Below are 25906 nucleotides of genomic sequence, written 5' to 3'. Positions count from 1 at the left end.
TTATGAAACCATTTTACGAACGCATAAAAAGCTTTTGGTTACCAAAAATTGCGCTTAGTAAGGTTGCGGGTACATTATATTGTATAATAATATTATGTGCCATATTTAGCAACAATGCTTATGCACAAACTAAAATAACCATAACGGGAACTATAGCAGATACAACAGGTAGCAAAATTGTTGGTGCAAACATTACTGCTACTAACAAGAAAAACGTAAGTACAGCAACAGATGTTAACGGTAAGTTTGTTATTGATGCCGAGCCGGGTACTATATTCAGGGTTACCTATGTAGGTTACAAGGAAACCACTTTTACTGTTTTGGCCGATACCCGTACTTATAGTATTCAAATAAAAGAGGTAAAGAACGAATTTGCTGATGTTGTTATTACAGCTTATGGCCGTAAACAACGTAAGGAAGCCGTTGTAGGATCAGTAACGACTATTACGCCAAGTGATTTAAAGATACCAGCAAGTAACCTTACTAATGCTTTGGCAGGGCAGGTAGCCGGTGTAATTGCTTACCAGCCAAGCGGCCAACCAGGCTTAGATAATTCATCCTTCTTTATAAGGGGGGTAACTACTTTCGGTTATAAGAAAGACCCACTTATATTAATTGATAACGTGGAGCTGTCTACATCAGACCTTGCACGTTTGCAGGTTGATGATATCGCCAGTTTCTCTATTTTAAAAGATGCCAGTGCTACCGCATTATATGGCGCAAGGGGAGCAAACGGCGTTATATTAGTAACCACTAAGGAGGGTAAAGTAGGTAAACCTGTAATTAATGTACGTGTAGAGAATTCGATTTCTCAATCGGCAAAAAGCATTGAATTGGCAGATCCTATTACTTACATGCGCTTGTTTAATGAAGCAACCATTACGCGCGACCCATTAAGCAAGTTACCTTTTACGCCTAATGATATTTTAAACAGAGAAGCTACAATAGCAAATGCACCGGGCAGTAACCAATATGTTTACCCGGCTGTAGATTGGTTAAAAACTTTGTTTAAAGACCGCACAAATACACAACGTGCGGACCTAAGTGTAAGTGGCGGCGGTGGTGTAGCCCGTTACTATGTATCCGGCTCATATAATATTGACCATGGTATATTACGCGAGGATATTAAAAACAATAATAATAACAACGTAAACTTCCGTAATTATCAATTACGTTCAAACGTTAACATAAACGTCACTAAATCAACCGAGTTGGTAGTTAGGTTGGTAGGCACCTTTAATGAATACAACGGCCCGTTAACATCCGATGCTTCTTTCTCGACAGATCTGTATAATATTGCCATGCACACCAGCCCGGTTTTGTTCCCGGCTTATTATCCGGCAGATGCGGCTAACCAAAACACACAGCATATCCTGTTTGGTAATGCCCCGGCCCCGGGTAGCGTTTCATCAAATGCGGTTGCTTATGTAAACCCTTATGCCGCATTACTAAGAGGGCATAAAAACTTTTCACAGTCACGTTTATCGGCACAATTGGAGCTGAACCAAAACCTTGATTTTTTAACCAGCGGGTTAAACTTCCATGGTTTGTTTCACACTAACAGGTATTCGTACTTTGAATCGTCAATGGGTTACCAGCCTTTTTATTACAACATTGGCTCGTATGATAAAACAAGTAACAAGTATACCCTGTCGTGGTTAAATTCAACTCCGGGTGCTGCTACTGAATATCTTATCTATAACCGCGACCCATACGCCGTACAGGCAAATACCTACCTGTTTTTCCAGGGAGTGGTAGACTATACAAAAAGGCTTGGCGATCATAACATTAGTAGTTCATTGATCGCTACACAACAACAAACCCTTTATGGTGGCGCTAATGATTTATTTAGCTCGTTGCCATACCGTAACTTAACAGTTGCGGGCCGTGCTACATATTCATTCAAGAGCCGCTATTTCTTAGAATTTAACTTTGGTTATAATGGTACCGAGCGTTTTTCTGCCAACCATAGGTTTGGTTTTTTCCCAACCATTGGCGGTTCATGGATAGTATCTGATGAGAAATTTTGGGGCGATAAACTATACCAGGTTATATCCCGCATGAAACTGAGGGCCAGCTACGGTACAGTAGGTAACGATCAGATCGGTTCACAGCGGTTCTTCTACCTGTCAGATGTTAACCTTAATGGCGGTAACCCGGCATATTTTGGTACCAACAATGGTTATGGGCGTAACGGGGTTACCGTAAATAATTATGCTAACTCGGCTATCACCTGGGAAACTTCAAGACAACTAAACATTGGTATGGAGCTTACACTATTCAAAAATTTGAATATTGTGGCCGAGGTGTATAAATATCACCGTACCAATATCCTGCAAACACGTACTTCTATCCCAACAACTATGGGTTTAGAATCAAATGTTAGCGCAAACTTTGGTGAAGCAGAATCAAAAGGTATCGATCTGCAGATGGATTATAAAACTTCCTTCGGGAAATCCGGGTGGATACAAGGTAGAGGTAACTTAACTATTGCTGCAAGTAAATACAGCAAATATGAAGAACCAGAATATCCAGAGGCCTACCGATATCAAACAGGGCAATCTATCAATCGTAACTATGGCTACATAGCTGAGCGTTTATTTGTTGATGATAACGAAGCATTGAACTCGCCAAGCCAAATATTTTCAACTAATGGCGTTGCACCAAAGGGTGGTGATATTAAGTACCGCGATTTAAATGGCGATGGTAAAATTGATGGTGCCGATCTTGCTTTTGTCGGATACCCAACAGTACCACAAATTGTTTATGGATATGGTATATCAAGCGGCTATAAAGGCTTTGACCTTTCGGCATTCTTCCAGGGCCAGGCACAGGTTAGTTTCTTTATTGATCCAAGCCGTACAAGCCCGTTCATACAAAGCCCTGATGGTGCTTATGCAAGTGGCAACACACAGTTGTTAAAAGCATTTGCAGACGACCACTGGTCTGAAGATAACCAAAACCTGTATGCACAATACCCAAGATTAGGTGTAACCGGCAACCAGATTGAAAACAACAGGCAAAACAGTACCTGGTGGATGCGTGACGGAAGCTTTTTACGATTAAAATCGATAGAAATAGGTTATACAATACCGGCCCGTTTAACCCAAAAATGGAAAATGACCAAATGCCGTATCTATTTCAACGGATTGAATTTATATACCTGGAGTCCATTTAAATTATGGGATCCCGAAGTAGGGGGCAATGGTTTTGCTTACCCCATACAAAAGGTATTTAACATAGGCCTTAACATTAACTTATAATAACACGACAATTTTACATATCAGTTATATGAAAAGAATATCTCATTTTTTATGCGTGTTAGTAGTACTGCTACTGGGCGTATCCTGTAAAAAATACCTGGACGTGGCTCCGGATAATACTGGCACATTAGAGTATGCTTTCAGGAACCGTAACGAGGCAGAAAATTATCTGTTTACCTGTTACGCAACTTTACAGCAATTTGCTGATGCTACAACCAATGCTGGTTTTACCACCTCGTCAGAAATTATCTACCCCAATAATTTAACCAAGCACCCCATTGATGAAACAGGGTTTAACTTGCTTAGAGGGACACAAAACAGCAACAATCCGGGTCTTAATTATTGGGATGGCGAAAATAGTGGCAAAGCCATATTTCGTTCAATTAGAAGGTGCAATACAATGCTCGAGAATATCGACAAACCTGTCGATCTTTCTTTCGGTGAAAAAAAGAGATGGATAGCAGAGGTGAAGTTTTTAAAAGCTTATTACCATTTCTACTTAGCCCGTTTGTATGGACCTATCCCTTTAATAAAAACCAACCTGGATATTACAGCATCAACAGATGAAATAAAGGTTAAACGCGCTCCTATCGATTCAACGTTCAATTACATTGTACAATTGTTAGATGAGGCAGCACCAGACCTGCCACCTGTTATTGATAACCAGGCACAGGAACTTGGTCGCATCACAAAAACAATTGCTTTATCAGTTAAAGCCGAAGTGTTGATGACTGCTGCTAGCCCATTGTTCAATGGTAACCCTGATTTTGTTAGCACAAAAAACAAAGATGGCCAACCACTATTCTCTGCAACCTACGATCCTGCAAAATGGGTTAGGGCCGCTGCCGCTTGTAAAGAAGCTATTGAAGTTTGTGAAGCAAACGGACTAAAGTTATACAGTTTTATACCACCGGCAAGTATTACAGTATTGCCAGATTCATTAAGGACAGTTTTAACACTGCAAAACGCAGTAACCGAAAAATGGGACCTAAACAGCGAATTGATATGGGCGTTAAACCCAACGTTTGGATGGCAGGGTTATGCTACGCCGCGCTTAACACAAAAAGGTGTAGTAAATATTTTTTCAAATCCGTCTACATTTGCAGTACCTCTTTCAACTCAGGAATTATTCTATTCTGATAAAGGTGTGCCGATAAATGAGGATAAAACCTTTGATTATGCAGGCAGGTATAGTATTAAAACAGGTGATGAGGCCAGTCGTTTCTACATTGCTAAAAACTACTCTACTGTAAAAGAACACTTTAATCGTGAGCCTCGCTTTTATGCCAGCCTTGGGTTTGATGGTGGTATTTGGTATGGCAATGGTAAGCTTAATCTTACCGATATGTACCATGTAGAAGCACGTGGTATCGAATCATTTGCGGGCCCTAAGGATATTAACACATTAAATATTACCGGTTATTGGCCAAAAAAACTGGCACATTATCAATCAGTATATGATGATGGCTTTCAAACAATTCAATATCATTTACCTCTTATACGCCTTGCAGGTTTATACCTTTTATATGCCGAAGCGTTAAACGAAGTTAACGGCCCGTCTGCCGAAGCTTATACTTACATTGACAAAGTAAGAACAAGGGCTGGTTTACCGGGTGTTGTTGCAGCCTGGACGGATTATTCTAAAAACCCGGGTAAGGTTGGTACCAAAGATGGCCTGCGCCAGATCATCCACCAGGAAAGAAGGCTTGAACTTGTTTTTGAAGGGCAAGCAGGCTGGGATCTGCGTCGCTGGAAAGAATTGCAAAGTGTGTTAAGTTTACCTATGCAGGGATGGAATGTTTATGAATCAGACGCAGCCAACTATTATCAACCGCATACAATATTCACCGCTATTTTTGGGCTGAGGAATTATTTATGGCCAATAAAAGACAACAGTCTTATTGTTAACGGCAATTTAGTGCAGAACCCGTATTGGTAGGAATTAGTGTGTGATGAAATTTATAAAAGAAATTGAATTATGAAAAAGATAAATAAATATTTCGCTAAGGCATTGTTTAGCCTGCAGATATTAGTTTTTGTTTGTTTGCTATCAGCCTGTAAAAAGAATGATGGTTACAACACAGAGCCCATATCTACCGATAAAACAAAACCGGGTGTAGTTACCAATATAAAAGTTGATAACTACCACGGTGGGGCGTATATAACCTATAGCCTGCCTAACTCTGATAATATTTTGTATGTGCTTGCACAGTATAAAATAAACGACAAAACTTCAAGAGAAACAAAATCGAGCTATTATACAGATACTGTTAACGTAGAAGGTTTTGCAACCAACAAACCTTATGATGTAACACTTTATACAGTGAGCAGGGCAAACGTAAAATCAGACCCGGTTAAGGTTGTTGTAAACCCCGATGTACCTTACTACAAATTGGTAAAACCAACCGTAGTTATTACCAAAGATTTTGGTGGCGTTAACATACAGGCGTTAAACCCCTTTAAAAAGGCAATAGGTATGATATTGATAGCGATGGATAATTCTACTCAGCGGCTTGAAGTAAGCGATCAGCATTATACAAATGTAGATAGCATAAATTATTCGGTAAGGGGTTTCCCATCTGTGGAAAGAAAATTTGGTGTATACGTAACCGATAAATTCGGCAATATATCTGATACAACAATACTTGATCTTACACCGCTTTTTGAAACCCAGCTTGATAAAACAAAGTTCTCGGTTTATAAACAACCAAGCGATAGCGAAATAGGCTATGGTTGGGACCTTCCTTATTTATGGGATGGGAAAGTAGACGGTTACTCAAACGGCTGGCACACAAACCCGGGTACAGGCAAGCCAATGCAGTGTACGTTTAACCTGGGCATAAGCGCACAATTGAGCCGCGTTAAAATTTACGAGCGCCCGTTAGAGTACGCGTTTTTCCACGGCAACCCTAAAAGCTTTAGTTGGTGGGGTTCAAATGCAGCTTCGCCGGTTGATGTTGTTTTGCCACAATCAGCACCGGTTGGTACTGTGGTTGGCGACTGGATCAACCTGGGCAATTACCGCTATCCAAACCCGCCATCGGGCTTAACGCCGGGCTTTACAAATGCAGCTGATGAGGCTTTTGTAAAAGAAGGGGTCGATTTCCTGGTTTCAGCATCCGCACCGCCGGTACATTACCTGCGCCTGTTAGTGCATGATACCTGGGGGAAAGGTGACGCCGCCCACTTAATGGAAGTAACCGTTTTTGGAAAGCCGCAATAATATTTGATCAATAATTTAAATAAGAAATTATGAAAAGTCTTTTTCGTATTTGTCTGTTCTCCTTTATTAGTATTGGCTTTTTGAGCTGTGAAAAAAAGGATACAGATTTTAAAAATTTTCTTGGAGATAAAGAGATAACTTATCCGGGTAAAGTTGTAAAACCACACTCTAAATCTGGTAACTTACGTGCTGCACTTGTTTGGAACCCAAGTCCCGATCCAAGTATAAGCAAGTATGTTATTTACTGGAATAATAAAGCAGATTCGCTTGTTGTAAATTCAACTAACCATAATACGGCCGATTCTATCACAGCTATTATACCTGGTCTAAGTGAGTACATTTATTCATTTACTATATTCTCGTATGATAATAAGGGAAACAGGTCTGTGCCGTTGGATATCAACAACGTTAAAGTTTATGGCCCTATTTATCAGAGCGGTTTACTTAACAGGGTATATAACGCTGCGAATCCATTTACAATAACCGATGAGGGTAATGTAGTACTTAACTTTTTACAGGCGGATACCGCCTCTCTTAATGTTTCAACTGTAATAAAATATACAAACAGAATGGGAGAGGAAGCAGAGAAAATGTTAAGCCCGGATAGTACAACCATTACTATTACAGATTTCAAATCCGGGTCTCCTATTACTTACCATTCCGGATATGTACCGGTAAGGGGCGCAATAGATACGTTTTATGTAGATAGCTACAGTAACTTCCCTGATGTTAACGGGATATCGGTATGTGCTAAATCATTGTTTAAAGAAAATAAACTATCGGGCGATGTGGGTACTTATGATAATGTAACAAGAGTAAGTAAATTATGGGATGGCTCTGTTGGCCCGCAACCTTTCGATAACATCTTCCATAGTGATGGTGGCTCTGGTATGCCGCATACGCTTACGTTTGATATGGGCAAGGTTTACAAAAAGCTAACGAGCGTCGAAGAAACCGGCCGTAACTGCTGTAACAACCCCGATGATTTTGAAATTTGGGGTATTGCAGATATCACTAATGCCGCAACAAATCTGTCACCTACCAATTCGGGCTGGGCTGCAGAAATGCAATCTAAAGGCTGGACATTGTTAAAAGAAGTTAAACGCACTGACGATGGACAGGCCGCATTAAAAGTTGATTTTGATCCCAGTATATCTCCTGTGAGATACATACGCGTAAGGATTAAACATGTTACCACCGGAGACGGTAATTACAGTAACATGAGCGAGTTAACTTTCTGGAAAAATGTGTTTAATTAATAATAAAGCCATTAATTATTATAATGATTTCAATAAACCATCCTTGCAAAAGGATGGTTTATTGATTATAAAGAGTTTAAATTTGTTAATATGGCCATTTAGCCATTAATACCTATGTTAAAATACTTGTTCACCTTGGTTTATATCTGTTTCCTGTTGCCTGTAAACGCGCAAAAAGTTAACCAGTCTACAGAAAGTGTACTTCCCTATAATAATTATTACACGGTAAGGGGAGGGGTGAATAATTTCCTTTCGATTGTTAAGAAAAAACAATCAGCTACAGTTGCCTTTTTAGGAGGCTCTATTACATTCAATCCCGGCTGGCGCGATAAAATTTCTAATTATTTGAAAGAACGTTTCCCAAAAACAAAGTTTAGGTTTATACAAGCCGGCATACCATCATTAGGTAGTTTACCCAATGCTTTCCGCTTTAAACGGGATGTGCTGGACTCTGGTAAGGTTGATCTGTTGTTTATAGAAGCTGCTGTAAATGACCGGGTAAACGGAACTGACAGTCTAACACAGGTGCGTGATCTGGAGGGGATAGTTAGGCGGGCTAAACGCAGTAATCCCTTAATGGATATTATCCTGATGTCATTTGCCGATCCCGACAAGAACAATGATTATGCAAAAAGTAAAACTCCCGCAGAAGTAGTTAATCATGAATTAATAGCACAGCACTATGATTTGCCTTCTATAAACCTGGCAAAAGAGGTTTATGATAAAATACAAAATAAGGAGTTTAGTTGGGATCATGATTTTAAAGACCTGCACCCAGCTCCGTTTGGGCAGGAACTGTACTTTGCAACTATAAAACATCTGTTAGAAACTTGCATAGATAAACCTGTTCACAGGTCAATAGTAAAACCCTTGCCTAGGCCATTAAACAAATCAAACTTCGAGCATGGTAGCTATTATAACATAACCAATGCTTATCATGATAAAAACTGGGTATTGGATAATAATTGGGTGCCAAAAGACAATTTAGGCACCCGTCCCGGGTTTGTAAATGTTCCTGTATTAATGGCTGATAAACCCGGTGCCGAAATAACGCTACCCTTCAGTGGGACGGCTATTGGTATGGGCATTGTATCTGGTGCCGATGCTGGTATAGTTTCTTATTCAGTTGATAATAGTGCATATAAGGATATTGACCTTTACACCGCTTGGAGCAGCATGCTGCATTTGCCATGGTATGTGCTGTTTAATGGCAATTTAAGTAAAGGCAGCCATATTTTAAGGCTCAAAATAGCTAACCACCATAATGTTAACAGCAAAGGTAACGCCTGCCGTATAGTTTATTTTTTAAAGAATGAATAATCCATTTATTTGCCGGATTTGTCCATTTTAAAACCGGATACAAGCATATATTTTTATCCTGCCAATTAATATTTACCAATTGTTAACCAGCCTGTTTAGCTAATTAATTAACAGCCCTTTGGGTGAACGCTTAATAAATAATGAAAAGATACGTCTACCTCTTTATCCTCGCTAATTTTATAATTACTGTTGCTTACTCACAAAATAAACCATTAAAACTTTGGTATGATAAGCCCGCGTCGCAGTGGGAAGAAACCCTGCCTTTGGGTAATGGCCGTTTAGGTATGACACCTGATGGCGGTATAAAGGAAGAACATATTGTATTGAACGATATTACCCTATGGTCTGGCGCACCGCAGGATGCAAACAACTACGAAGCCTACAAAAGCTTGCCCGAGATACGAAGACTTTTAGCAGAAGGAAAAAATAATGAAGCACAGGAGCTGGTAGATAAAAACTTCATTTGTAAAGGCGTTGGTTCAGGTAGTGAGCCATTTGGCAAATACCAGGTGCTTGGCGACCTGAACATTAAATTCGATTATGCTAACCCTAATAACGAACCTGCCAACTATAAACGCGAACTATCTTTAGATAACGCTATTGCAAACTGCGTTTATACAATTGATGATGTAACCTATAAACGCGAATACTTTACAAGTTTTGGCAATGATGTAAGCATTATTAAATTATCTGCAGATAAACCTGGAAGGTTAAATCTTACTATTGCCTTATCCCGCCCGGAAAGGTCTGTTACTGTTGAAAAGAATAGTGAACTTCAAATGTATGGGCAGTTAAAAAGCGGTACCGATAACGGTGGCATGCAGTACTTAACCAAAGTAAAAGCACAATTAAAAGGCGGCAGCTTAAGTAATGATGGGAATGAATTAGTAGTTAAAAACGCTTCTGAAGTTGTCATCTATGTATCTGCCGGAACAGATTTTAGAGGTGCCGATTATAAAACAAATGTAGATAATAAGTTGGCATCGGCCATGAAAACCAGTTATGCTGTTGAGCGGGCGCAACATATTGCCAAATATCAAAAACTGTTTAAACGGGTCACTATAAGTTTAGGAGTCGGTACCGTAGCTGAAGAAACTACCGATAAAAGACTGATCAGTTTTCATAAAAACCCGAATGCCGATAAGTTTTTACCTGTGCTGTTTTACCAGTTTGGGCGATACCTTAGCATCAGCAGTACACGTGTTGGCTTATTGCCGCCAAACTTACAGGGCTTATGGGCAAATCAAGTAAATACGCCATGGAATGGCGACTATCACCTTGATGTGAATGTACAAATGAACCACTGGCCGGTAGAAGTATCCAACCTGTCGGAACTTAACCTGCCTTTAGCCGAATTGGTAAAAGGAATGGTAAAACCTGGCGAACGCACGGCAAAAGCTTATTATAATGCTAATGGATGGGTTGCCCACGTAATAACCAATGTGTGGGGGTTTACGGAACCAGGTGAAAGTGCGTCCTGGGGGGTAACCAAATCCGGCTCGGGCTGGTTATGTAATAATTTGTGGGAACACTACGCTTTCTCTGAGGATAAGAATTATTTGCGCGAGATCTATCCTATATTAAAAGGCTCAGCCCAGTTTTACAGCAGTATGCTTACCCCGGATGCTAAAACTGGTTGGCTGGTAACTTCGCCATCATCATCGCCAGAGAATACTTTTTACCTGCCCAATGGTAAAACCGCCAGTATATGCGTGGCGCCAACTATTGATAACCAAATAATAAGGGAATTATTTAATAATGTAATTACAGCGGCCAAACTTTTGGGCAAGGATGCAAGTTTGTGTAAAGATCTTGCTGCTAAGCTAAAAAAATTACCTCCTGCCGGCCAAATTGCTAAAGATGGCCGGCTGATGGAATGGCTGGAAGATTATAAAGAAACTGACCTACAGCACAGGCATATCTCGCATTTGTACGGCTTGTATCCCGCCTCGTTAATAACCCCCGACGCTACACCCGCATTAGCCGAAGCCTGTAAAAAAACATTAGAGGTTAGGGGAGATGATGGGCCAAGCTGGTCAATAGCCTATAAATTGTTGTTTTGGGCGCGACTGCACGATGGCAACCGTGCATACAAACTATTTACCGAGATTATGAAACCTACTCTTAAAACCGATATTAATTACGGTGCGGGTGGTGGTATATATCCAAACTTATTATCGGCAGGGCCGCCGTTCCAGATCGATGGGAACTTTGGCACCACAGCCGGTATCGCAGAAATGTTGATACAAAGCCATGCCGGTTTTATTGAATTATTGCCGGCCGTGCCCGATAGCTGGAAAGCGTCAGGCGAAGTAAAAGGTGTAAAAGCCCGGGGGAATTATACAGTAGATTTTAGTTGGAAAAATGGGAAGGTGATTAATTGTCGGATAATCTCTTCCCGCCCCCGAAAAGTGAAAGTAAAGATTAATGGTTTGCTAAAAACGCTTAATACAGTAAAAGCGTAATATTATATTTTCGCAATTATATAAACTATACATGATGTTTAAAATTTATACCCGATGCTTAAGTTGCCTTCTATTTTCTCTTGTTTTTATTCAGGCTAATGCTGCTATCAAGCCGCTTGCAAAAAGCGAAGTGGTAATCCCTTTTGGGAAAGATGGCAAAATAAACTATAACCTAAAAACAGGTACATTTAATGTGTATCAAAACGGTCAGGGCATTTTCTCTAATATTTATTCGGCTGCTAAGGTGAATGCCGATACCATCAGTTCAAAAGATTATCAGGTAAGAAAGTATACCAAACTGTTTATACAAAACGGTTTCGGCAAAGGCTTTAAACATACCATACTACTAACAGCTAAAGGCCTGCCGCAAATGAAGCAGGTGTTTTATACATACACAGGCAAAAACTATTTTCTAACAGAGGTATCCTTTACTGGCACTTCACTTAAAACTAATTACATGGCACCGGTTAACGGGCAATTCGGTACTGTAAAAGGCGATGATGTACGTACGTTGTTTGTGCCTTTTGATAACGATACCTTTATCAGTTATAATTCAAAATCATTCTCTAACAACAATGGTATAAGTGCTGAAGTAGGCACAGTGTTTTCAAACCAGAGTAGGGCAGGTATAGTAGCTGGCTCTGTGGAACATGAAGTTTGGAAAACCGGCGTGGATATGGAAGCAGCGCAGCAATTAAACCAAATTAAAGTTTGGGGCGGCTACACCGCAGAAGCGGTAACCCGCGATAAAATAGCGCATGGTACTATCGGTGGTAATACTATTACATCACCAAAAATATTTGTAGGCTACTTTAACGATTGGCGCACCGGTATGGAAGAATACGGCAGCGCAAACCGTATTGCGGAACCACCTTATGTATTTAACTGGTATAAACCTACCCCGGTAGGCTGGAATAGCTGGGGTGTTATACAGGAAAAAATTACGTATGATAAGGCTATTAAGGTAGCTAATTTCTTTGCGGATAGTATCCCGGCGTTCCGTACAGGTAATACCGCATATATCGACCTTGATTCGTATTGGGATAAATTAGTTTCGCATGGCGATTATAGTCAACTTAAGCAATTTGCTGATTACTGCAAATCAAAAGGTTTAGAACCCGGCGTTTATTGGGCACCATTTACGGATTGGGGTCACAAAGGAGGTCCGGACAGAAAGGTAGACGGCAGTGATTATACCTTTGGCGACTTGTGGACAAAAATTGGTGATGGTTACAATGATATTGATGGCGCAAGGGCTATAGACGCAACACATCCTGGTACGCAAAAACGTGTGGCTTATATAATAGGTAAACTTAAATCCTGCGGCTTTAAAATGATCAAGATAGACTTCTTAGGCCATGCCTCTGTTGAAGCTAATAAGTTTTATGACCCCAAAGTAACTACTGGGATGCAGGCCTATCGCAAAGGTATGGAGTACCTGGTAGATCAGTTGGGCAGTCAAATGCTGATCTACGCAGCTATATCGCCCAGTATGGCAACAGGCAGGTATGTGCACATGAGGCGTATTGCCTGTGATGCCTTTAAAACAATAGGGCATACACAATATACGCTAAACAGCGTAAGCTATGGCTGGTGGCAGTCTAACCTGTATAATTTTATTGATGCCGATCACGTTGTTTTTAATGATGAAACAATGGGAGCAAACCGTGCACGTATGTTATCGGCATTGGTTACCGGTACGTGGTTGTCTGGTGATGATTTTGCAGTAAACGGCCAGTGGACTGCTCGTGTAAAAAAGTACTACCAGGATGCTGAATTGCTTAAACTGGTAAAAAATGGCAAGGCATTTCGCCCGGTTGAAGGTAATACAGGTACCGGTGCATCCGAAATATTCACCCAAAAAATAGGCGATAGCTTTTATATGGCCGTGGTTAACTATGGAAAAGACAGCAAGGCTTTCGATATATCAGCACAACGCCTTGGGATAGACCTATCTAAAGTAATAGCTACGAAAGAATTGCTGCAGGATAATGCGATAGATACTAAAGGCGGCCTTCAGTTTAAATTGGATGGGGCAGATGCCGTATTGTACAAATTCACGCTTAAAAAATAAGAGTATGATTAAGGCTGTAGGTAGTTATTTAACTACCTACAGCCTTTTTCGCTTAAAAATTAATTTGCCTGTAACTTCATATTAAGCCTGATCCGGGCAAGCAATACTTTCTACCCATCTAAGTAATTGTTGTATTTAACAGTAATGTTTTAACTTATTGATATATTGTAAGTGAAATAAACTGTTATATGAAAAAGGTTATTTTAGTTGTTGTTGCCTCAATAATTTGCAGCCATTTGGCTGTTGCCCAAATAACATATCCGAATAATAATTTACCTGTAGATACACCACGACTATTTGCAAGAGATATTATTTCTACAGGTTTAGCTAACCGCGATTTTACCATCTCGCCTAAAGGTGATGAGTTGTTTTATACGATACAACACCCTAAATTTATAGCAAGCGTAATTATCAGGTTAACCAAAGTAAATGGCAAATGGGGTAAGCCTGAAGTGGCGCCTTTCTCGGGCGTTTTCAGGGATCTGGAAGCCAGCTTTTCACCGGATGGAAAGACCCTGTTCTTTTCGTCAGACAGGCCGCTTACAGGCAACCGGCCTAAACACGATTTTGATATCTGGAAAGTGTCTAAAACAGCCGATGGTAATTGGGGGCAACCCGAAAATTTGGGAATAACTATTAATACAGCCAAAAACGAATTTTATCCAAGCGTTGCTAAAAGCGGTAATCTTTACTTTACCGTGGAAGCACCTTATGGAAAGGGCGGGGAAGATATAGTGGTATGCTCGTACACAGCGTCGGGTTACCAGACACCTGTAAGCTTACCCGAAGGTATTAACACCTCTCATGGCGAATTTAACGCGTTTGTAGACCCCGATGAGCAGTTTATAATGTTTACATCAGACGGGCGTGCTGATGATAAAGGCAGAGGTGATATTTACATCAGTAAAAAGGATAAAACAAATAGCTGGCTGCCAGCAAAGCACTTGCCGGACATAATTAATAGTACATCACTTGATTATTGCCCTTACGTTACCCCGATAAAAAATATTTAATATTTACCAGCAATCGCTTACGCGAAGAATGGCATAATGAAAAGGCCGTTACCTATGCAGAGTTGAATAACCTGTTAAGTGAGGCCGGCAACGGGCAGGACGATATCTATTGGGTTAAATTTAACTTATCTGATTATTAGCCCACGCCGAACAAAAACGTTAGGGTAAAACTTGTTGCAACATACAATGTTAAGCCGTTTGTGCGAGCTTAACATAATGATAATATTGGATTAACATTGCAATGGCATACTTTTGCAAATATCACTACATAAATACATGAAAAATAAACTTAAACCGCTTGTTAAAGAAGCAAAGAAAACCACACAAAAAGCAATACAGTTAAGCCTGGTTGCACAACTAAAAGATATTACAGCCAAATTTGCTGTAGGCTCTAAAAAATTAGACAAGCAAATACAAAAAGAAGCAAAGAAGCTGGCCAAGAAGTTTGCTAAAGACATTAAGATAGATACAGCGACTTTAGTTAAAGTTGATGACCAGCCAAAAGCCCTGGAAGCACCAAAAGTCGCCCCGGCCAAAACAAAAACTACTGCAGAACCAGTTGTGAAAAAAACTACAGCAAAAACAGCTGCGTTATAATTGCACTATTAAATTTTTATAAGTTCGTTCTTTAGGGCGGATATAACCAGGCCTGTTCTTGATTTTACCTCAAACTTCTGGAACAGAGCCTCCCGGTAGTTATCAATGGTATGTGGGCTAAGGTTCATCATATCAGCAATTTGCTTATAGGTAAAGTCAGAGCAGCACAACTCCAAAAATTTTAACTCGTTAGGGCTTAAACCTATTGGAGCATTTTTTACTGGCTGATTGTTTTGAATATTACGCAATAACTTGCCCGATACCAGTTCGTTGATGTAAAAGGATTGAGCAGATATACCTTTAATAGCGCTAACCAGGTCGGCGGCTTTTGATTGTTTTAGCATGTAGCCGCCGGCACCGCTTTTTAGCATGCCAATAATGGGCTTATCTTCTTCAAACATACTTAAAGCCAGAACATTTATTTCCGGATGATTTGCTTTTAGCCATTTGGTAGTTTCGTAGCCGTTCATAATTGGCATAGTTATATCCATCAGTATAACATCGGGAAGGGGATAGGCAGGTAGCTTTTTGATCATATCGGCACCGTTATCAGCATCAAACAAAACATTTATCTCGTTAGATTCGGTTAGCAAATGTGCAAGTCCCTGGCGGAAGAGCGTATGATCATCTACTATGGCAATATTTACTTTATCGGTTTGCATTGTTATTTGTACGGTACGTTTATAGTTATTGTTGCCCCATTTAAAGGGATAGAAATTATAGAAGCTGAGCCATTTATCATGATGCTTCTTTTTACAATGTTATGCAGGCCCATGCCTGCTTTTCGCTTTAATATCTCATCTACATCAAAACCAACTCCATTATCGCGTATAGTTAGCCTGAAATTATCTTCAATTACTTCTAACCTAATAAGTATTTCGGTTGCTTTAGCATGCTGAATAATGTTATTGATTATCTCCTGAAACAGTCTAAAGAGTATGGTTTCTTTAGCGTTATCACCAGTGAAAAAAACATTATTATGCTCAAAGTTCACTTTAAACCTGTCCAGTCGCTTTAACCACTCCAGTTCAAATTCAATAGCGGCTTTTAATCCCCGGCTTACTATTTCTTCACCATGCAGCAGGCGTGATAATGCCTTTACCTCTTTTATAGATCTTAAGGTAAGGGCTTCCACTAAAGCTATTTTTTCTGCGGTGTTTTGGTTGTCGTTTATGTTGATAGAACTTAAGGTGATGGTGGTAAGGCTAAGCAACTGGCCAATATTATCGTGCAAATCGTAAGCAACCGTTTTTAAGGTTTGTTCTTGTACCTCCATCTGGGTTTTAAGCAGCTCGTTTTCAAAATTCTGTTGCATCATAACAGTTTCCTCCTGGTGTTTCTTTTTTCTGCGGTTATATGATAATACATACAGAATAAGGAACAAAGGCGCAATTAAGAATATAATGGATGTTAACCCAATGAGGGAGATGACTTCCTTTGACGATATCTGCATATGAAAGCGTATGACCAGAAAATGTACATGACAATATCTAAAATATTATAAATTATATACCTGATAGACCGGCTAAAGGTGATTCTTTCATATTCGGACAGGTAATCTAAAAAATTATTACACGCGGTGCTTCCAAAATAAAAGAATAATGTGCCGCTAACCCACCAAAACGGGGCCGAAAATATCAACGGTTCAAAATGCTCATCCTTTAGTTTAAGGTAGTAAAAATACAGGCTTGCTAATACAAATACTACCGACATTACCGATGCTGTAGTTGATACAAACTGGCCAAAGTTATGGTGCAGTAAATCTATAATATACATAACAGCAAACAGGCCAAGCCAGGTAAACAGCCATATTGGTTTATAGTGATAGGCTTTATACAGGTAAAAAAAGAAATAGCTGGTAAAGCCACATTCAAACAATACATATACATTATATAGTGCATAGTTTGAAGTATGTACAAACTCGCGTATGTATATACCTGCTACTTCAACAATACAGGTTAACAGTAAAAACGGAATAAACAGCCTCCAGGCCGTGGTTTTCTCTTTGTTTAAGAAAACAATTGCGGCCAGGAGGCATAATAACTCTGATACTGTGTTAACGGTAATAAATATCATAGTTGTTTATTAGGGAAGAAGAGTTGCGCCTGTAGCACCACAATCTCTTGGCGGCGGGCAAAGCTCTCCGCGATTTTCTGGTGTACCGCCTACTATAAAGCCCAGCATTGGTTTGTTTGCATTTGTGCCTGTTTGGCTCGTATAATAATCGCGGTGAAATTTTTGGTTAACCTGGTTTGTACTGTCTTTAGTAGATACCATTACTAAGGTGTTATATCCCCAATAAGGGCGTGGAGGAGTAAGGCCACCAATTGATTTAGGATAAATGCTATCATAGCTTGCCAGGTAAAAGCGGACACCATCACCATCTTCACTTTTAATTTTGGTAAGCAGGGCCTGTAACCTATCGGCACTGAACCATACACAACGTGTGTTCGGCCTCTTTTTTATTTTATTTGCTCCTTTTTCCTCATAGCTGGAATCTACAGTTCCGGCATGTTTTTCGTAGTTTTTTACATAGGCTTTAGCCATTTTATAACTTAAGCTATCGTAATTAAAGCCTGGGGCAGCGGTAGTTAGGTCGGCATGTTGGTTTTGGCAGGCGCTAAATGTTAATGCGGCAATAGCAACGCAGAATAGGGATCTTTTGAGTGACATAATTGTTTCGGATTTAAGTTTACCGAAAGTCACTATTTATATACAGATAAGCAAATTAATGCTTTGCCTTTTTTTCACTTAAACAAGCATTAAAAAAAGCTGTTTTCACCCTATACTATTTGTAAAATTTAATTGAGTTTTGTTAAGTGAATTTTAAGGGAGGAAAGAATATTATTCTATGAAGGTGTCTCTTAACGTTATAATTAATTTTTTATTGCATACAACCTAAATTGATATATATTTACTAAATATTTAACAAAAACTTTTAACCCTAAACCTTATCACTATTATGGATCCAATTCTTGGAGAAGTTAGAATTTTCGCAGGCACTTTTGCGCCAAATGGCTGGTTTTTTTGTGATGGCTCAACCCTTCCTATTTCACAGTACGCAGCATTGTTCTCATTGTTAGGAACAAATTACGGCGGCGATGGTGTGCAAACCTTTAAAGTACCCGATCTTAGAGGTCGTGCGCCGGTACACTCAGGCAACGGACAAGGAATCAATGTGTCACGTTACGAAGTTGGGCAAACTGCCGGTGTAGAAAATGCTAATATAACAACACTGCAAATGCCTGCACACACGCACACTGTTAATGTTAACTCGGTAGCCCCAAGCCAGGGCTTTGCAACAAATGGATTTTTAGGTTTTAATGCCAATGCTGAAACTGGCGAACCTTATCCATTTTATTCGGCTACTGCTACGGCAGGTTCAACATTAAACCCAGCAGCACTTACGCCAGCGGGTGGAAGCCAGCCGTTAAACATCGTACAGCCTGTTTTAGGCATAAACTTTATTATAGCCTGGCAGGGTATATACCCATCAAGACCGTAATAGTCAATGATCAAAATTCTAATGATTTTTGATAGGTACCGATGAAAATTGGTATAGTATCAAATTCAAAAATATGCATACCCCTGCTTTCATACCTAAGCAGTAACAAGGCAGGGGTTATGTTATACTTTGGTAAATCTGCCCATACTGATATCAGTATTAATGATTTAGCCAGCTTTTGCAGAGCGAATAATATACAATTCTATGCAGAAGATGATAAGAATGAGCTTTACAACTGGCAGCAACTGCACGAACCGGATGTGATATTTTTTACCGGTTATAACCATAAAGTTGTTGTTGAAGAATTAAGTGGTGTGCCAAAAGGAATATATAACATACACTTTGGTAAACTACCGCAATACAGGGGGCCATCGCCGGTTTTTTGGCAGTTAAAAAACGGAGAAGCACAATTAGGCTTAGCCATACACCAATTAAGTAATAAACTGGATAGCGGTGCGGTTATCTGGGAGCAGAGCATTAAGAACGAAGTATATCATACATATAACTATATAAACCAAGCGTTTAGCGAGCTGCAGGTTAAGGGAGTGTTTGAGATACTTGATAAGCTGAGCAGGAAGCAGCCATTAAATGCAAAAGCGCAAGACGAAACCCAGGCCCAATATTACAAAAGGCCCCAGCTGGCCGATGTAATGGTGAACTGGGAAAACATGGAAGCGAAAGAAATACTTGACCTGATAAAAGCGTGCACATCGTGGAATAACGGTGTAAGCACTTTAATAAACGGGTACGAATTAAAAATATTAGATGCCGAAATAGCTTTGGAAAAAGCGAATAGCATACCCGGCACAATCAATATAGCAAATAACAAGTTCAATGTGGCCTGCATAAATAACGAAGCACTAAACATTAACTTTTTCAACATAAACAATACTTGTATCCCGGCCCGGCATGCAGGTTTTTATGGTTTAAAAACAGGGCAGGCATTCATTAGTAATCTATAACGGCATTGCCGGTAAAATATAACCTAACCTATACTTAATACCTTATCATGAAAAAACTTTTACCCACATTGAAAAACCTGCTGGCGAAGGATATCAGATCCGTTTTAGCAGCTTTGTTTGTTTTGGTGCTTATAAGCATAAGCGGGCAAAGCCAGGCGCAAGTGTATTACGTCACAACCGCAGGCAGTATTAGTGCTGCTGATGCCGACGACGCGTTATTGCGCGCTAACTACGATGGATCTTCAAATACAACAATAGTAGGTAGTATTGCAGTGTCGCCCACCTATTCGGCGTTAGATTTGGCTAATAACCGGATCTTTGTATATGAAGCTATTGCAGCAAATAGGTCAATTAAGGTTTTAAATGCCACCACAGGTGCAGTTATTACAAGTTTTGGGGTATTGGCGGGTATCAGTAATGTAAATGCCTTAAAGTACGATGCGGTAAACGATTACATTTATTACCTTACTACCGATGGATCGGCGCTTAGTACAACCGCTACAGATGCACTTGTACGTGTTAAACCTGATGGTACCGGCCAAACGGTAATTGCATCCGCGTTTACACCTTCTCCATTATACCTGGCCCTTGATCCTGCTAATAACCGGGTATTTGTGTACGAATCATTACCTGCCGCACGCGGTATTAAAACAGTTAGCCTAAGTTCTGGTACAACAACCCAGTCTGCAACTGTAAATGCTGGTACAGTCAAAGAAATAGCTTATGATGCCAACACAGATTTTTTATATTATCTAACCTCAGATGATATTGCCCTTAATGTTGCTGTTACAGATGCTTTAACCAAAGTTAAACCCGACGGCACAAATACAACAGTTATAAAAAGTGCTCTGACAGGTTCGCCTGTATTGTTTGCGTTAGATATAGGTAACAACCGCGCATTTGTTTATGAAGGTGCAACCGCTAATAAAGCTATAAAAACTGTTGATCTTAGTTCTGGGAATGTCGTAAGTGTGATTTCGTTAAGCTCATATGCTTCTACAAGGGTAGTAACATCTATGAATGTGCCTGCGTTGCCAACCATTACAACAGCTTCTGCTGCCAGTATATCATCAGCATCGGCTACATTAGGCGGTACTGTAACCCGGAGCGACGCAAGCGTAACGGCCCGTGGAGTTGTATATAGCAGCAGCAATACTTCACCTATAATAGGAGGGAGTGGAGTTACACAGGCGGCAAATGGAACCGGTACAGGTGTATTCTCAGCAAGTATATCCGGTCTTAGTTCCTCAACAACATACTATGTACGATCTTACGCAATCAGCGGTGCAGGAACAGCTTATGGTTCGGTAACTACATTCGCAACACTTTCAAATGATGCAAACCTTTCGGGTCTATCATTAAGCGCAGGTACATTAACCCCGTCGTTTTCTGCAGGCACAATTACCTATACTGCTTCGGTAGCAAATGCTAATTCAACTATTACGGTTACACCAACCAAAAACAATGCAAATGCAAGCATTAAAGTAAATGGTGTAGTGGTAAATTCAGGTTCAGCCTCTGGTAGTATCAGTTTAAACGTTGGTAGTAATGTTATTACTACTATAGTAACTGCGCAAGATGGTTCTACTACAAAAACATATACTGTCACTGTAACCAGGGCAACAAATCCGCAAAATATTACATTTAACACGTTGCCCGCCAAAACCTATGGCAATGCTGATTTTTCACCAGGGGCAACAGCAAGCAGCGGCCTTGTGGTTAGCTACAGTAGTGATAATACCGCCGTTGCAACTATTGTAAGCGGTAATATCCATATTGTAGGTGCAGGTACGGCTAATATCACAGCTTCACAAGCAGGGGATGTGAATACCTCACCGGCAAGTAATGTTGTACAAGCTTTAAGCGTAAGCAAGGCTGCTATAACGGCTACTGCCAATGCACAAACTAAAATTTATGGAAATGCCGACCCTGTTTTCACTTATTCGGTAACCAGTGGTGCACTTGTATCTGGTGATACCTTCACCGGTGCCTTAACCAGGACCGCTGTCGGTAACAATATAGGCGATTATGCTATTACACAAGGTACATTAGCTTTAAGTGCCAATTACAACCTAACATTTGTTGGTGCTAACTTAACTATTACTAAAAGGCCAATTACCATGAAACCGGTAAGTCTTACCAAGGTTTACGGTGATACAGAACCTTTCAGAAACGCGTTTTCGTTAACTGCCGGTTCGATAGCATCCGGGGATGGTACAAGTGGCCAATTTGGCCGTATTGCCGGTGAGAGTGTGGGTACATATGCCGTGAATTTGGGTGGGAAAATTGTAGTTAATATCGCAAACAGTACTAACGTAACTAATAACTATGATATCACTATAGAGCCGGTTACCTTTGCTATTACCGCTAAACCTATTACTGTTACTGCTAACGCACAAACTAAAACCTATGGCGATGCTGATCCAACGCTAACCTATGACACCAGTGCAGCGTTAATAAGTGGCGATGCATTTAGCGGCGCATTAACCCGCACTACAGGCGAAAACTTTGGTACCTATGCAATAAGCCAGGGGACACTTGCTTTAAGCAGCAACTATACTTTAAGCTTTACAGGTGCAAACTTAACTATAGGTACAAAAACAATTACTGTAACAGCAAATGCGCAAACCAAAACCTATGGTGATGCCGATCCTACCTTCACTTATACTGCCGATGCGTTAATCTCGGGCGATAGTTTTACGGGTTCGTTAATCCGTGATGCGGGTGAAACCGTTGGTTCACATGTAATCAGCCAGGGTTCGTTAGCATTAAACAGCAACTATACCTTAAACTTTACCGGATCTGACTTAACAATCGGTACAAAAACCGTTAATGTAACAGCAAGTGCGCAAACCAAAACTTATGGTGATGCCGATCCTACCTTCACTTATACTGCCGATGCGTTAATCTCGGGCGATAGTTTTACGGGCTCGTTAACACGAGATGCAGGTGAAACCGTTGGTATATATGCTATTAAACAGGGCTCGTTAGCACTAAACAGTAATTATACTTTAAACTTTACCGGAGCAAACTTAACTATCGGTATCAAAACTGTTAACGTAACAGCAAATGCTCAAACCAAAATCTATGGTGATGCAGATCCGACGTTAACTTATACTGCCGATGCGTTAATAGGTAGCGATACCTTTAGTGGGGCGCCAGCAAGGGGGGCGGGAGAAAGTACTGGTATCTATGTTATAAATCAGGGATCACTTACGTTAAACAGTAATTATAGTTTAAATTTTGCAGGCGCTGATTTTACTATTGCAGCAAGGCAGGTTACTATAGCAGCAGACGTGCTTCATAAAACATATGGTGACACTGACCCAGATTTTACTTATCATATTACCGCTGGTTCGTTGTTAAGCGGTGATGCTATAACCGGTTCACTGGTACGCGATGCAGGAGAGACTGCTGGAGTGCATGCTACAAATCAAGGCACTATAGCAATAAACAACCCCAATTACACTGTAACTTTTCAGCCTTCTTATTTAGAGATAGATAGGGCACCACTAACTATTACTGCTGATAATAAAACAAAAGTGGCTGGCCAGGTTAACCCCGCACTTACCTATGTCATTACGGGCTTTAAGAACAGTGAAGATGAATCGGTATTTTCAACACCGGTTAACATAAGCACCCTTGCGGATAATAGTTCACTTGCCGGAGATTATCCCATTATTGTAAACAATGCCACAAGCATTAATTACGATTTTAGCTTTGTTAATGGCATATTAACAGTTAACCCGGCATCAACAAACGCCAATTTGGCAAGCTTAACTGTTGATGAAGGTGCGATAGGCCCTGTATTTGATGCCAGCACGCTTGATTATACTATGTTAGTATCAAACAGCCAGGCCAGTATTACGCTAACGCCAACTGTTGTGGATGCCACTGCTACCGTAACTGTAAATTATATGAATGCTACATCGGGTACATCAGTTGCAGTACCTGTTTACCCTGGCGAAAATCCAATACCGATAACAGTAACAGCACAGGATGGCGCCACCACAAAAAATTATACGCTTACCGTATCCCGCGCTTATGAAACAATATCAACGCTATCGGCCCTTACCGTAAGCGAAGGCACATTAAGCCCTGCATTTACTACAGCAGGACATAGCTATACGGTTTCTGTACCCAATACTGTTGAATCTATAGCTTTAAGCCCGGTAACCACCAGTATGTATGGTTTTATAAAGATCAATGGAAATCCGGTAGAAACCGGTTCTACGCCGCCGCGTTCATTAATTGTTGGCGAAAACACATTTAATATAGAAGTATTTGCACAAGACAGATCAATTTCTGAAACGTATGTAGTAAAAGTAACTCGTGCCGCGTCAAACAACGCCAATCTGGCATTTATAACAGTATCTCCAAACTCGATATTAGCAATCCAGCAAAACACACCTACGCTGGTAGAATACACAACTTCGGTAAGTTCAGGCACAACAAGTATAACCTTAACGCCAACACTTAAAGAAGCCAATGCCACCATGACCATTAATGGTACGGCAGCATTAAGCGGTGTTCCTTCAAATCCGATAGCATTAAATGTGGGTGTCACTATGGTTAATATAATTGTAACCGCACAAAATGGTGTAACTACTAAAACTTATAGAGTGGCGGTAAATCGTACCGGTTCTACTATAGCTGGCCTGTCATTTTTAAGCATAACCCCAGGCTCAATATTGGTTGTGCAGCAAAATACACCAACATTGGTAGAATACACAACTTCTGTAAGCCCGGCAACTACAAGCATAACCTTAACACCAACACTTAAAGAAGCAAATGGTACCATAACTATCAATGGTTCACCAGCATTAAGTGGTGTTGCTTCAAATCCGATAGCATTGAATGCGGGAGCCACTACAATTAACCTTGTAGCAACTGCCGAGGATGGCGTAGCCACCAGGGCCTATACGGTAACAGTAAACCGTGCAGGTTCTACCATTGCCGGCCTGTCATCTATAGATATATCTCCAAGCTCCATACTTACAATCCAGCAAAATACACCTACACTGGTAGAGTACACAACTTCTGTAGGTACGGGTACAACAAGCATAACCTTAACACCAACACTTAAAGAAACAAATGGTACTATAACTATTAATGGTTCACCGATATTAAGCGGTGTTGCTTCGGCTCCTATATCACTGGGCGTCGGTACCACAATGATAGAAATTGTAGTGACAGCAGAAGATAATGTAACCACTAAAACTTATAAAATAGCAGTTAGTCGTGCAGGTTCCAGTCTTGCAGGCTTGTCATATATAAGTGTGTCTCCAAGTTCGGTACTTACCATCCAGCAAAGCACATACAACTTTGTAGCATATACCACTTCTGTAAGTAACGCTACAGCAAGCATAAGACTAACACCAACTCTTAAAGGGGCAAATGGTAGTATAACTGTTAATGGTTCACCGGTTTTAAGCGGTGTAGCTTCAGATCCTATACCATTAAACGTGGGCATCAATGATATTAACGTTGTAGCAACAGCAGAGGATGGAGTAACTACTAAAACGTACACAATAGCCGTAACGCGCGCAGGTTCCAACATTGCCAGCCTAACGCATATAAGTATATCTCCGGGCTCTGTATTGGCAATTCAGCAAAATACATCAAGTCAGGTAACGTACACTACATCTGTAAGCCCGGGTACAGCAAGCATAAAACTAACACCAACGCTTAAGGAAGCAAATGCTACCATGACCATTAATGGTACGCCTGCATTAAGTGGTGTAATTTCAAACCCGATACCATTAAGTGTAGGCACCACCATGGCTAATATTGTGGTAACGGCACAGAATGGTGTAACGACCAGGACCTATACCATAATAGCTACCAGGCCGGCTACCTTTATGGTTGACAGAGCAGATAGCAAACTATTATTTGCAAATAAAGCGGTTAACCCAATGGATCCAACAGATAACGATGGTGTAGTAGTACATCAGGGGGTATCGCCAAATGGTGATGGTTCAAACGACTTCCTGTCTATTGAAGGTATCTCAGCTTACAACGGTAATAAATTATCAATTATGAACGCTAATGGTGCCCTGGTATTCGAGACGAGAGACTACGGTAAAAACAGCTCGAACTTATTTGATGGTCACTCTAACAAAAATGGTGCTTTATTAAAACCTGGCACCTATTTTTACTCGCTTGAGTACAAAGCCGGAAAAGAAAAACGTAAAACAGGGTACATCATATTGAAGTACTAAAACA

17 protein-coding genes are annotated in these 25906 nt (G+C 40.4%); 13 read left to right on the top strand and 4 right to left on the bottom strand.

What is annotated here, in order from left to right; all coding sequences use genetic code 11:
* Positions 1–2 precede the first annotated feature (2 nt).
* The 10 genes from NPE20_RS04095 to NPE20_RS04050 all read left to right on the top strand — a co-directional run bounded on the left by NPE20_RS04095 (position 3) and on the right by NPE20_RS04050 (position 15214).
* On the top strand, positions 3–3263 hold the full coding sequence (locus tag NPE20_RS04095; protein ID WP_256537330.1) for a SusC/RagA family TonB-linked outer membrane protein: 3261 nt from the start codon (positions 3–5) through the stop codon (positions 3261–3263).
* Positions 3264–3291: 28 nt separating this feature from the next.
* Positions 3292–5202 carry a RagB/SusD family nutrient uptake outer membrane protein gene (locus tag NPE20_RS04090; protein WP_256537329.1) on the top strand — a complete coding sequence of 637 codons (1911 nt, stop codon included), beginning with the start codon at positions 3292–3294 and terminating at the stop codon, positions 5200–5202.
* Between the two features lie 39 nt (positions 5203–5241).
* The gene (locus NPE20_RS04085) at positions 5242–6486 is read left to right on the top strand and encodes a DUF5000 domain-containing lipoprotein (protein WP_256537328.1); all 1245 of its coding nucleotides are present in this window, start codon (positions 5242–5244) and stop codon (positions 6484–6486) included.
* Positions 6487–6515: 29 nt separating this feature from the next.
* Positions 6516–7745 (top strand): DUF4998 domain-containing protein, encoded by a 1230-nt coding sequence (locus tag NPE20_RS04080; RefSeq protein ID WP_256537327.1) that lies wholly within the window; start codon positions 6516–6518, stop codon positions 7743–7745.
* Between the two features lie 114 nt (positions 7746–7859).
* A complete protein-coding gene (locus NPE20_RS04075; protein ID WP_256537326.1) occupies positions 7860–9065 on the top strand; it encodes an SGNH/GDSL hydrolase family protein in 1206 nt (401 codons plus the stop codon).
* A 140-nt stretch (positions 9066–9205) separates the two neighbouring features.
* Positions 9206–11530 carry a glycoside hydrolase family 95 protein gene (locus NPE20_RS04070; protein ID WP_256537325.1) on the top strand — a complete coding sequence of 775 codons (2325 nt, stop codon included), beginning with the start codon at positions 9206–9208 and terminating at the stop codon, positions 11528–11530.
* Between the two features lie 31 nt (positions 11531–11561).
* Complete coding sequence (locus tag NPE20_RS04065) at positions 11562–13604, top strand: alpha-amylase family protein (RefSeq protein WP_256537324.1); 2043 nt, start codon at positions 11562–11564, stop codon at positions 13602–13604.
* A gap of 188 nt (positions 13605–13792) precedes the next feature.
* Positions 13793–14617 carry a TolB family protein gene (locus NPE20_RS04060; protein WP_256537323.1) on the top strand — a complete coding sequence of 275 codons (825 nt, stop codon included), beginning with the start codon at positions 13793–13795 and terminating at the stop codon, positions 14615–14617.
* Positions 14584–14757, top strand: coding sequence for a hypothetical protein (locus tag NPE20_RS04055; protein ID WP_256537322.1), 174 nt, complete (start codon positions 14584–14586; stop codon positions 14755–14757). Before NPE20_RS04060 ends, NPE20_RS04055 begins: the two co-directional genes overlap by 34 nt.
* 136 nt (positions 14758–14893) lie before the next feature.
* Positions 14894–15214, top strand: a complete 321-nt coding sequence (locus NPE20_RS04050; RefSeq protein WP_256537321.1) for a hypothetical protein — start codon at positions 14894–14896, stop codon at positions 15212–15214.
* A gap of 8 nt (positions 15215–15222) precedes the next feature.
* Here NPE20_RS04050 and NPE20_RS04045 read toward each other — a convergent pair whose 3' ends face one another.
* From NPE20_RS04045 to NPE20_RS04030, 4 genes are read right to left on the bottom strand one after another with little or no spacing between them, the layout of a single operon-like run.
* Positions 15223–15876 carry a response regulator transcription factor gene (locus tag NPE20_RS04045; protein ID WP_256537320.1) on the bottom strand — a complete coding sequence of 218 codons (654 nt, stop codon included), beginning with the start codon at positions 15874–15876 and terminating at the stop codon, positions 15223–15225.
* A 2-nt stretch (positions 15877–15878) separates the two neighbouring features.
* Complete coding sequence (locus NPE20_RS04040) at positions 15879–16667, bottom strand: sensor histidine kinase (RefSeq protein WP_256537319.1); 789 nt, start codon at positions 16665–16667, stop codon at positions 15879–15881.
* Positions 16625–17290 (bottom strand): hypothetical protein, encoded by a 666-nt coding sequence (locus NPE20_RS04035; protein WP_256537318.1) that lies wholly within the window; start codon positions 17288–17290, stop codon positions 16625–16627. The genes NPE20_RS04040 and NPE20_RS04035 overlap by 43 nt, the downstream gene beginning before the upstream one ends.
* A 9-nt stretch (positions 17291–17299) precedes the next feature.
* Positions 17300–17887, bottom strand: a complete 588-nt coding sequence (locus NPE20_RS04030; RefSeq protein ID WP_256537317.1) for a hypothetical protein — start codon at positions 17885–17887, stop codon at positions 17300–17302.
* Positions 17888–18176: 289 nt separating this feature from the next.
* Here NPE20_RS04030 and NPE20_RS04025 point away from each other — a divergent pair, with 289 nt between their 5' ends.
* The 3 genes from NPE20_RS04025 to NPE20_RS04015 are packed head-to-tail and all read left to right on the top strand — an operon-like array spanning position 18177 to position 25902.
* A complete protein-coding gene (locus NPE20_RS04025) occupies positions 18177–18719 on the top strand; it encodes a phage tail protein (RefSeq protein WP_256537316.1) in 543 nt (180 codons plus the stop codon).
* A 41-nt stretch (positions 18720–18760) separates the two neighbouring features.
* A complete protein-coding gene (locus NPE20_RS04020) occupies positions 18761–19681 on the top strand; it encodes a methionyl-tRNA formyltransferase (protein ID WP_256537315.1) in 921 nt (306 codons plus the stop codon).
* 47 nt (positions 19682–19728) lie between these two features.
* Positions 19729–25902: an MBG domain-containing protein gene (locus tag NPE20_RS04015; RefSeq protein WP_256537314.1), complete on the top strand. Its 6174-nt coding sequence runs from the start codon at positions 19729–19731 to the stop codon at positions 25900–25902.
* The last annotated feature ends 4 nt before the right edge of the window (positions 25903–25906 follow it).

This window comes from Mucilaginibacter aquariorum, assembly GCF_024498135.1.
Classification (GTDB): Bacteria; Bacteroidota; Bacteroidia; order Sphingobacteriales; family Sphingobacteriaceae; genus Mucilaginibacter; species Mucilaginibacter aquariorum.
The sequence above is the reverse complement of the archived record's forward strand: the minus strand, read 5'-3'. Positions and strand labels throughout refer to the sequence as shown.

Excerpts from the sequence above, each read along its gene's own strand:
- NPE20_RS04095 (WP_256537330.1), top strand. The coding sequence starts at position 3 with ATGAAACCATTTTACGAACGCATAAAAAGCTTTTGGTTACCAAAAATT.
- NPE20_RS04090 (WP_256537329.1), top strand. The coding sequence starts at position 3,292 with ATGAAAAGAATATCTCATTTTTTATGCGTGTTAGTAGTACTGCTACTG.
- NPE20_RS04085 (WP_256537328.1), top strand. The coding sequence starts at position 5,242 with ATGAAAAAGATAAATAAATATTTCGCTAAGGCATTGTTTAGCCTGCAG.
- NPE20_RS04080 (WP_256537327.1), top strand. The coding sequence starts at position 6,516 with ATGAAAAGTCTTTTTCGTATTTGTCTGTTCTCCTTTATTAGTATTGGC.
- NPE20_RS04075 (WP_256537326.1), top strand. The coding sequence starts at position 7,860 with ATGTTAAAATACTTGTTCACCTTGGTTTATATCTGTTTCCTGTTGCCT.
- NPE20_RS04070 (WP_256537325.1), top strand. The coding sequence starts at position 9,206 with ATGAAAAGATACGTCTACCTCTTTATCCTCGCTAATTTTATAATTACT.
- NPE20_RS04065 (WP_256537324.1), top strand. The coding sequence starts at position 11,562 with ATGATGTTTAAAATTTATACCCGATGCTTAAGTTGCCTTCTATTTTCT.
- NPE20_RS04060 (WP_256537323.1), top strand. The coding sequence starts at position 13,793 with ATGAAAAAGGTTATTTTAGTTGTTGTTGCCTCAATAATTTGCAGCCAT.
- NPE20_RS04050 (WP_256537321.1), top strand. The coding sequence starts at position 14,894 with ATGAAAAATAAACTTAAACCGCTTGTTAAAGAAGCAAAGAAAACCACA.
- NPE20_RS04045 (WP_256537320.1), bottom strand. The coding sequence starts at position 15,876 with ATGCAAACCGATAAAGTAAATATTGCCATAGTAGATGATCATACGCTC.
- NPE20_RS04040 (WP_256537319.1), bottom strand. The coding sequence starts at position 16,667 with ATGCAGATATCGTCAAAGGAAGTCATCTCCCTCATTGGGTTAACATCC.
- NPE20_RS04035 (WP_256537318.1), bottom strand. The coding sequence starts at position 17,290 with ATGATATTTATTACCGTTAACACAGTATCAGAGTTATTATGCCTCCTG.
- NPE20_RS04030 (WP_256537317.1), bottom strand. The coding sequence starts at position 17,887 with ATGTCACTCAAAAGATCCCTATTCTGCGTTGCTATTGCCGCATTAACA.
- NPE20_RS04025 (WP_256537316.1), top strand. The coding sequence starts at position 18,177 with ATGGATCCAATTCTTGGAGAAGTTAGAATTTTCGCAGGCACTTTTGCG.
- NPE20_RS04020 (WP_256537315.1), top strand. The coding sequence starts at position 18,761 with ATGAAAATTGGTATAGTATCAAATTCAAAAATATGCATACCCCTGCTT.
- NPE20_RS04015 (WP_256537314.1), top strand. The coding sequence starts at position 19,729 with ATGAAAAAACTTTTACCCACATTGAAAAACCTGCTGGCGAAGGATATC.